The sequence below is a fragment of the Methylobacterium sp. D53M genome (assembly GCF_053345625.1).
The window spans coordinates 1-852 of record NZ_JBKFAL010000083.1; the positions used below are offsets into that span (position 1 = coordinate 1).

Consider the following 852-nt stretch of genomic DNA (forward strand, 5'->3'; position numbering starts at 1 on the left):
TTGGACCGAGCCGAGTGGGAGGCTAGTGGGAGGCTACTGCATGGCGGCGGCCATGGGGAGCCGGAAGGCCAGATCTGGGAAGCTGACAGGCGCAGGTGGCCGATAGCCAATCGACGAATGCGGTCGGACGCGGCTGTAGGTAGATTGCCATAGACCAATCACGATCTGCGCCTCCTTCAGCGAGTAGAAAATATCTTGGCGTAGGCACTCGTCGCGCAGCCTACCGTTGAAGCTCTCACAGTACACGTTCTCCCACGGCGAGCCGGGTGCGATGTACTGAATCTGTGGCCCCGTCTTGGCGACCCACTGGCGCAGCGCCTTCGAGATCAGCTCGGGGCCGTTATCGCAGCGGATGTGCTCCGGGATGCCGTGCAGGCACATCGCATCGGCCAGCGTCTCGATCACACCTACGCTGTTGATGCGTCGGGCCACCTTCAGCGCCAGGCATGTGCGACTGTGCTCGTCGATCAGCGTCAGGATGCGCAAGCTGCGCCCGTCATGTGTCTGCGCCTGCACGAAGTCGAAGCTCCACACATGGCTGCCGCAGAGCGGCCGTAGTTGCACGCATGAGCCGTCGGTCAGCCAGAGACGGCTGCGCGGCCGGTGCTCCTGGGGGACCTTCAGCCCCTCGCGAGGCCAGATGCCCTCATCCTGAGGTTCTCGAAGGATGAACCCGATCGTTGCCCACCGGCCAGCCGTCTGCCTGCAGCAGCGCGGTGACACGGCGGTATCTGTCGCGCCGTACTCGGACGCCAGGGCCATGATGGCGCGGGTCAGCGCATCCGCGTCGGCCGGCAGTGTGGGCACATAGCGTGGGCACGTAGCGCTGCGTGCCCCGGTGCAGGCCGACGA

Annotated in this window: 1 pseudogene; it reads right to left on the reverse strand. The window is 65.3% G+C overall.

From position 1 onward, the window contains the following. Positions 1–33: 33 nt before the first annotated feature. Positions 34–852 (reverse strand): annotated as a pseudogene (locus ACLBYG_RS31580) (integrase core domain-containing protein); the annotation flags it as partial.